Annotated in this window: 4 protein-coding genes; 3 read left to right on the forward strand and 1 reads right to left on the reverse strand. The window is 49.8% G+C overall.

Annotation, left to right across the window (positions count from 1 at the left end):
* Positions 1 to 125: 125 nt before the first annotated feature.
* The gene (locus C7B82_RS13720; protein WP_106256850.1) at positions 126 to 1,688 is read right to left on the reverse strand and encodes a PAS domain-containing protein; all 1,563 of its coding nucleotides are present in this window, start codon (positions 1,686 to 1,688) and stop codon (positions 126 to 128) included.
* Between the two features lie 1,015 nt (positions 1,689 to 2,703).
* Here C7B82_RS13720 and C7B82_RS13725 point away from each other — a divergent pair.
* The 3 genes from C7B82_RS13725 to C7B82_RS13735 all read left to right on the forward strand — a co-directional run bounded on the left by C7B82_RS13725 (position 2,704) and on the right by C7B82_RS13735 (position 8,359).
* The gene (locus tag C7B82_RS13725; protein ID WP_106256851.1) at positions 2,704 to 4,629 is read left to right on the forward strand and encodes a serine/threonine-protein kinase; all 1,926 of its coding nucleotides are present in this window, start codon (positions 2,704 to 2,706) and stop codon (positions 4,627 to 4,629) included.
* 98 nt (positions 4,630 to 4,727) lie between these two features.
* Positions 4,728 to 6,458 carry a hypothetical protein gene (locus tag C7B82_RS13730; protein WP_106256852.1) on the forward strand — a complete coding sequence of 577 codons (1,731 nt, stop codon included), beginning with the start codon at positions 4,728 to 4,730 and terminating at the stop codon, positions 6,456 to 6,458.
* A 326-nt stretch (positions 6,459 to 6,784) separates the two neighbouring features.
* Positions 6,785 to 8,359 (forward strand): 2Fe-2S iron-sulfur cluster-binding protein, encoded by a 1,575-nt coding sequence (locus tag C7B82_RS13735; RefSeq protein ID WP_245939888.1) that lies wholly within the window; start codon positions 6,785 to 6,787, stop codon positions 8,357 to 8,359.
* Positions 8,360 to 8,637 lie beyond the last annotated feature (278 nt).

An 8,637-nucleotide genomic window follows, 5' to 3' on the forward strand; every position in this document is an offset into this window, starting at 1 on the left:
GGTGGGAATACGCTGGTAGCGCTCAGATGCAACCGCTTGATCAGTCTTCAGCCGATGGAGTAATGTTCTGTTAAGAGTTAGTGGGAACACACTAAGAGCGTCCATATGCAACGATTGATCAATCTTCAGTCGATAGAGTGAGGGGTTTGTTCCAATCGACGTAATGTGGCTTCTGCCCGCTTGCGATCGCTAATATCCAACAAAACACCATCCAGCCATAGTAAATTACCATTCTGATCAAAGACGCCTTGTTTCCGTTCGAGCACCCACCGCACCTGCCCACTCGCATGAATGATGCGGTATTCAATCGAACAGCGATGGCGATCGAGTACAGCTTGGACGAGGGAGTCTTTCAGGAGTCCGATATCATCAGGATGTACAACGCTCAGAAAAGATTGACCCTGGTTATCCACTAACGCTGTGGCTGGATAGCCAGTAATGGCTTCGATACCGTCGTTCACAAAGGTCATCGTATAAGTTGAATTGCATCGAAAGACCGCTCCTGGAATATTCAGCACCAGCGATCGAAATCTTTCTTCACTTGCTTTCAACTCCATCTCTAGGCATTTACGATCGGTAATGTCGTAGCCACTCAGCACAACCCCATCAAACTTTAAGGCCGATGGGAAAGTTTGCCCTTGCAGCGAGAGCGCGACCCAGCGACCAGACTTTGTTCGCCACCAACATTCGATTTCTGGCTGACTAGACTGAACGCCACTGAGCCATAGCTGCAAGACGAGTTCAAACTCATTGAAATGGTTGGGGTGAAGGAGTTCCGTGACATGCCGACCCAACAACTCTTCTTCCCTGTAACCTAGGAGGCGCTCAACAGCAGCACTAATATAGACAATCTGTCCAGTATGGCTCGTTTGAATAAATAAATAGGGGCTATTGAAAACAAACGTTTTCCACTTTTCTTCGGTGCGGATCAAGGCATTGTAGACCTTTCGACTCTCTGTTATATCTTCCAACGACACTGTAAAGTAGCACTGATGACGATCGGCACAGTCATCAAGCGCTGCTAAAGCGACACGAACATTCATCCAGATGATTTCATGGTTTCTAGCCAGAAAGCGCTTTTCAACGGTATAGGAGCTGATGGCTCCATCCAATAGCTTTTGTTTCAAGTCTGCATCAATCAAGCGATCGTCTGGGCAAGTCAAGTCTTCCAAGAAGAGTCTTTCGTGCTCAGTTGTTTTGAGGAGGTCATGTAGTCGCTGATTACATTGAACAATCAAGCCTTCCTGGTTGATCAGGGCAGTCGCTAGGCTAGGATGATCAAATAAAGTAGACGATCGTTTATACGCTTCTATAAGCTGATGCACTGAAGCATCTGGCTTTGTTTGCCGAGCCGTTAAGAACATGGACGCTGCCTCTGCGTTAAATTTCAGGGAACATTCAAGGCTCTTCCCGTCGTCTTTAGTTTTAGCAATAAAGTCGACCGCCTCACCCTGCAGAGCAAGCTTCCAAACGTTTTCTAGTACTGTTCGCGAGACTAACTCTGATTGAAAGTAGGTAAAAAAATCAACATCTTCCGTGACCGCTTGTAGTAATTCCAGAAAACTTTGGCTGGCGTAAAGGGTTTGACCGCGATCGTTGTACACACAGATTGAACCTAGCGATCGTTCCAGAAATTCCAATGATCCGTGGGAGCGCATCCCAGGAACATCCCAAAAAGTAGAAGTCATATTCAGTGCATTCCTTGCATTTCAGATAGAGCGAGACCAGGACAGAGTGACGCCTGCTTGAGAGGGTCTGCGCTGGTTTAAAGGAATCGTGGTTCAGAGGCTATTGGAGCACTTGAAGTAATGTTTAATGTTGATCCAACAAGTTTTTCAGCTGCTCGAACGCTGTCAGTTCACTAACGATTCGTTTGCTTTCTGATCGATACACCCATTCAGTTGAAACAGATCGGCTCGGAACCAGGTATGCTTCTCTAGTAAACGCTGCTAGAAGCAACAGGCTCTGTACTAATCTGTACTAAAAAATCATTGTCTCAGACTTTGCTCCGGATCACCAGACGACGATTAGCTTAGCGCACCCATCTTACTTCACTGGTGCTGTGCCTGCTTCGTCATCCTCATCTTCCTGCAAACTCCGGGTACTGCACTTTCATCTATATTGATTGTTATGCTATTTTCTCTCGCTAAATGCCTGGTATATGCTTGTTTATCGATTGTCACAGCGTTTTTCGCTTTGTGCCAGTTAGTGACCGCCAAGGCTCACAAAATCTAATTGGAACAATCGCTCTGAGCGGGTTCCAGTTAGCATCCTTCCCATGGCTTCGGCTGGCTTCTGGCATAAGGCGTGGACACTAGTGTTCTTGATGATTATAATTTACGGAAGCATCTAGCCGACCTTGCCATTGAGTTGCGATTGAACTAGAGTAAGCACGGCTTCATCTACCGCTTTAACTTGATCCGCTCTGGCAAGCGCCATGACTGAATGGGAAGAATCATCTTGCTTCCCCAACGTGAAGGAGTGATCGCAGTTGCGACTGCGCCATTATTGCAAGTTTTATCAACACTGGGGATTTGTCTTTAAATGCAGGGTGTGCTCGACTGTAGGACGGCGGTGATACCACTCTCCTACCGTTGGAAGGCTCTTGCGAACAGGCAGAAACTGTTGACAACGATTGAAAGAGTCCACCGAAACCTTTAGAAGGGGCGGTGTAGATAGAACCTCACAAAAGGTTGAATTGGCATGATTGGGCAATTATTGACAGGACGCTATCTCATTTTAGAGAAACTGGGAGCCGGCGGGTTTAGCGAAACATATCTGGCTCGCGATAAATATCTTCCCCATCACCCGTTATGTGTTGTCAAAGCGCTGCAGGTATCGGCTAGCAGCACCATTTCGCCGGAAGCCGCGCAACAGTTGTTTGAGACTGAAGCAAAGCTTTTGGAGAAGCTAGGGCAACATCATGCGCAAATTCCTACATTACTGGCTTACAGTCATGAACATGAGCAAGCTTATTTAATTCAGGAATATGTTGAAGGTGAGAGCTTACGCAAGTGGCTGACCCGAAACCAACGTCTGGCTACAGAAGCAGCGGTTAAACTGCTGTCGGAAATGCTAGCGATCCTGACCTATCTTCACTCTCATCGCATCGTTCATTGCGACCTTAAGCCAAGCAACATCATTCGCCGTAAACGAGACGGGAAACTCGTTCTGATCGATTTTGGAGCCGCCTGTCAATTGCCAGAAACAACCGCTCATATTGCGTCTAGCAGTAATGAACTAGCGATGGCTATTGGTACTCCAGACTATATGCCAGATGAGCAAAAACTGGGATACGCTCAGTTAAATAGTGACCTTTATGGCTTAGGCATTCTAGTTATTCACCTGTTGACGGGCGTACATCCACGTGAGTTCCAACGCGATCTCATTTCGGGCCAATTGGATTGGCAACGTCATTTGACTGATCCAAGCATCAACCCCAAATTGATTGCCATTATCAATCGTCTGGTGCAGAGTAATTTTCGCGATCGCTATCAGCAACCCGACGAAGTGCTGACTGACCTTCAAGCACTACCGATCAAAAAGCGTTTTCGGCCGTATGGGGGCTCGATCTGGCAAGGCGCAGGGTCGAAGCTCGTTTTACCAGCAATGGCAGGCATACTGCTGGGTGTTATTGGCATCCAGTATGTCAGTGCCCAAGGTCAACAGGCCACCGCCTTGCTCAGCCAACTACAACAGCGCTTACGCCCCTCCGAGACGCACTTAATGATGGTGCGTGATGTAGCCCTGCAGCAGGGGGTCGATCGGATGCTCATTGCGCCCAACAATCGGACTCTGATAACGGCGGGGGCGGATCATGTCCTGCGTTTGTGGTCATTGACGACTGGCACGATGCACAAGTCACTCTCTGGCCATAACGGTCCCATTACCGCCCTAAACATCAGCCAAAACAGTAAACTACTGGTCAGTGGTGGTCAGGACGGCTCGGTTTATCTGTGGGATACAGACACGGGACGGCTACTGCGATCGTTTGAAGGTCATCGGCAGCCTGTAACAGCCGTTGCGGTTAGCCCCGATGGCAGTGCGGTCGTCAGTGCCTGTAAAGAAGGTAGAATCCGTCGGTGGGATGCGCAAACCGGTATCCGTATGCAAAGCCTCCAGCTTCCTCATGGGGGGGTAACGGCATTGGCCTATGGAGCAACTCCTGATCGTCTCATTAGTGCTAGCAATGATAGCGATCAGGCTGATGCGTCCATGCGTCAGATTCAGGTTTGGGATCTCAGTGCTGGCAAGCTCAAACGCACCTTCGCCGGACACACCGCTGAAATCGTTGGTTTGCAGGTGGCAGATGACCACATGCTCTTCAGCGTTGGCAAAGATCGAGGGCTGATGTGGGATCTCAAACGCGAAGAATTAGTCACAGTGTTTCCTCAAGACTCGGCGAACGCGATCGCCACGTCGTTCAACGACCAAAGCATCGTTACCGTTCATACCAACGGCAGCGTTCGAGTTTGGATGCGTAAGGCAGGACAGTTAGTGCAAAGAGAGTCTGGCGAATTGGGACGCAATTTAGACGTTGCGCTAAGCCCCAATCATCGCTATTTGGTGAGTTGGAGTGCCGACCAACGGTTACGTGTCTGGCAGCTCAATGCTAGTGACGTCCACTGAAAAAGGCCACGTTCAAACGCTAGAGAGCCCCAGCAATTGAATGTTCCTCCCTCACGGCTTCAGCTCCCAACTGACCATTCCAACAAGAGGTAAGTATTATGCTGCATAACGTTTCTGAAACCACCATGCACCGTGTCCGTTGGATCATCACCCTCGGCTGGTTGGTGTTAATTGCATCGTTTTTCTACGACCCCATTACTCCCATGTTTACAGCTCCTAGTGCTGTGGGCAGCCCGTTTCAGCTCCATCCAGAAATCTATCTAGACCCAGCGCGATGCGTCAAAATTCGGGATGTTTGCATACCAGAAAAGCCCTTTTCGATGAGCGCCATCATGTGGTGGGCAATGATTGTACCCGCTGGCATTTTCATTCTGCTGGTGTTGGGGCATGAGTTTTGGCGACGCATTTGCCCTCTCTCATTTATGTCACAAATTCCCCGTGCTCTGGGGCTACAGCGAAAACGCAAAGTCATCGATCCGGTGACCGGGGAGAAGCGTTGGGAGGTTGTCGTCATTGGTGAAAAATCCTGGCTGGGGCGCAACCATCTCTATGTTCAGTCTGCCTTCTTTTTCATAGGGCTGGTGCTCCGTATCCTTTACGTCAATTCCGATCGTATCGCGTTGGGCAGCTTTCTCATCTTCAGCATTCTTTGCTCGATGTTGGTTGGCGTCTTATACGCTGGTAAGAGCTGGTGCCAGTACTTTTGCCCGATGGCGATCGTGCAAACGGTATATACAGGACCCCGCTCTCTGTTGGGCAGCCAAAATCATCTACAGCCCAAGGCCGCACCGACTCAATCGATGTGCCGGATGGTCGACCCCAAGACAGGCAAAGAACAAAGTGCCTGTGTCAGTTGCAAAGCACCCTGCATTGACATTGATGCTGAAAAGACCTACTGGAATGAACTGTTCAAACCTGGTCGGCGGTTGGTGCAATATGGCTATCTGGGTATGGTGATTGCTTTCTACCTGTACTATTACCTTTACTCAGGCAACTGGGATTACTACTTCTCAGGCGCCTGGACCCATGAAGAAGATCAAGTTTCCAAAGTGATGGATACGGGCTTCTATATCTATGGTCATGCGCTTCCCATTCCCAAAGCAGCAGCCGTTACCATCACTTATTTAGTGTTGGTTGCCATCACGTTTACGATCGGCATCATTGTCGAGAAACTCTGTCGCAGGCTGACAGTGCGTGGTCGTCCCATTTCGGCTGAGCAGGCTCGTCACATCGCCTTCACGCTGTTTTCGATCACCTCGTTCTGGACCTTTTTCTCCTACGGAGCCCGTCCGTCGTTGAACCGCTTGCCCTACTGGCCGTTGCTGGCATTCAACGCGTTGATTGTTTTAGTCGGTGCGATGTGGGTCTACCGCACCATCAAGCGCACGCATGCTCAGTATGAACGTGAGAATATGGCAGTGAGCCTGCGGAAGCAGTTGCAAAAATTAGAGCTTGATCCATCACTGTTGGAAGGTCGCTCAATTGATGAATTAACTCCGGATGAGATCTATACACTCGTGAAAGTGTTACAAGGGTTCTCACAGCAGCTACGACTGCACACTTACACCGGGGTTGTGCTGGATTTGCTACAGCAACAAGCAACCGATACATCCAGTAGTTTTGAGTTCTGTCAAAAGCTCCGACAAGACCTGAAACTAAAGGATGCCGACCATTTTGCAGCACTTGAAGCGATCGCTGCCACTCATCCACAAATTTTCAACGACTCCCGCACACGGCCATCTTCGCCCCAGATTCACGACGAAGACACCCTGGCAAAAACAATCGCTCGTCCTCTCAGCCCCTCAAACCCCAATCGCGCCAATCTTTAGAGAGACATCCAAAGCATCAATGGACCATTATTTGTCCGTCTTACATTGGGGTGCAAGCCCTTGCGCCCCTACAAGGGAAACTCTGCCGAGCGCTTTTCGAGCGCTTTCAAACACTCAAAAAATGATCCCTAGCCCCCAATAGCGGTCAATTTCAAATTGACAGACTCCCAGCAGCCCGAACGTACGCGTGAGACAGCCAACCACTAGCACTCAGCAACAAAACTCAAACTGACCGTTGAGCGCTGAGTGCGGTGAAAGGGCCAAGGCTCACATCCCAAGCGTGCGATCGCAAAGCACATTCACACACGTTGCACCAAGGAACCTACATGCCTATGTTGACCTTAAAGTCAATTAATTTCGAGCAGCAGCAGTTTCAAATCCATCACTTAAAGCAAATGCAGCCTGAAAAGGTGGAATGGCTGATTGGACGCAGCACCGCTTGCGATTTAGTGCTGTCGAACCCAGAAGTGAGTCGTGTACACGGCAAGATTGCCTACGCTGACGATGCCTATTACTTTATGGATATGGGTAGTAGCTTTGGGTCAACGCTGAATGGCAAGACCCTGCCTGCTAACGAAAAGTTCCCACTTAATCTTGCTGATATCCTTCAACTGGGGGAAACCTTTCTCTATGTCGAAGGTGTCACCGCCCCTGCAATTCCTCCCTCTGCGAATGAGGCAGAAACCTATGCCTCTGTTGTGCTGCCAGAGTGGAACTGGCAAGGAGAAGATCTGACATGCCAGTGCTGCCGCATTGTGGACGAAACTCCGGATGTAAAAACCTTTTACTTCAAGGCCGAACCGCCCGTATTGTTTACCTACAAGCCCGGGCAATTCGTGAATCTGGCGATCGAGATTGATGGCAAGCCTGTGGTTCGCTCCTACTCCATCTCATCGTCACCGACGCGCCCTTATCACATCAGTTTGACGATCAAGCGAGTACTACCGCCCTCAGATCAGCCCTCTGCCCCCACTGGTATGGTCTCCAACTGGATGCATGACCATCTCAAAGTGGGCGATCGCGTACAGCTTGTGGGTGGGCCCTTAGGGCACTTCACCTGCTTGCCTGGCTTGCCCTCTAAACTGCTGCTAATTTCGGCTGGCAGTGGCATTACACCCATGATGTCCATGTCTCGATGGGTTCAAGACACGCTGACTGACTGTGACATTGTCTTCCTACACTGCGCTCGAAAGCCAGAGGATCTCATCTTTCGTAGCGAATTAGAGATGATGGCGGCTCAATTGCCCAATTTCCATCTGGCCGTTAGCCTCACTCAGCAATCGTTAGGACAGTCCTGGATGGGCTTGACCGGGCGTCTCTCTAACTCTCTACTACAGATGGTTGCGCCAGATTTTCTTGATCGATCGGTGTATGTTTGTGGCCCAGAAGGCTTTATGGAAAGCACTAAGCTCTTACTGGAAAGCATGAAATTCCCGATGCAGAACTACCAGCAAGAAAGCTTTGGTGGCAGCAAGAAGTCAAAGCCGCCAGCTCAAAGAGCGGCAGCTTCTACAGCCTGGCAAACAGAACCGCAGTCTGCGATCGTTCAGAATGGCAATGGACAGCATGCTGGTAAGCTAACATCTCCAAAGTCTGCGTCTACTCAACTGACGTCTGTTCCTGCGTCTGCTGCGACGTCTCCCGTAGTCCACTTCATGAAAGCCGAGCAGCAAGTACCGGCCGATGATGGTGCTTCCATTCTGGAATTAGCCGAACAAGAAGGCATTCAAATCCGGCATGCATGCCGTGTTGGCGCGTGCGGAGCCTGTAAAGTGCGTATCCGGAAGGGCGAGGTGCGGTATGACACACCACCGACAGCACTATCAGATGCAGACAAAAAAGCAGGTTATGCGTTAGCGTGTGTTGCTTATCCCAAAGGGGCTTTAGCGGTCGAAGCCTAAGACCGTAAATGAAATAACCTGTAACTTTTTGACGGCAAGCTTTGAAGTTGGCCTCTGAGGGTCTGCTCCTGAACTTTTCGTTGGACTGTACTCGAAAGTTTCCACTGACGACGGATCGCCGACGGCTGAAGGCGGATCGCTAAGGATCGTGGATTAATTAATCTGAACCATTTCCCTTCTGTAGGGACGTTCCATGGAACGGTATGTGATTAGCGTGGGCTGACGGACTCAGATTTCAGCACCATGGCTTGCGCCACTTGGTCGATGAACGAGTCGCC

The organism is Stenomitos frigidus ULC18 (assembly GCF_003003795.1).
In the GTDB taxonomy this organism is placed as follows: domain Bacteria; phylum Cyanobacteriota; class Cyanobacteriia; order Leptolyngbyales; family Leptolyngbyaceae; genus Stenomitos; species Stenomitos frigidus_A.

Excerpts from the sequence above, each read along its gene's own strand:
- C7B82_RS13730 (WP_106256852.1), top strand. The coding sequence starts at position 4,728 with ATGCTGCATAACGTTTCTGAAACCACCATGCACCGTGTCCGTTGGATC.
- C7B82_RS13735 (WP_245939888.1), top strand. The coding sequence starts at position 6,785 with ATGCCTATGTTGACCTTAAAGTCAATTAATTTCGAGCAGCAGCAGTTT.
- C7B82_RS13720 (WP_106256850.1), bottom strand. The coding sequence starts at position 1,688 with ATGACTTCTACTTTTTGGGATGTTCCTGGGATGCGCTCCCACGGATCA.
- C7B82_RS13725 (WP_106256851.1), top strand. The coding sequence starts at position 2,704 with ATGATTGGGCAATTATTGACAGGACGCTATCTCATTTTAGAGAAACTG.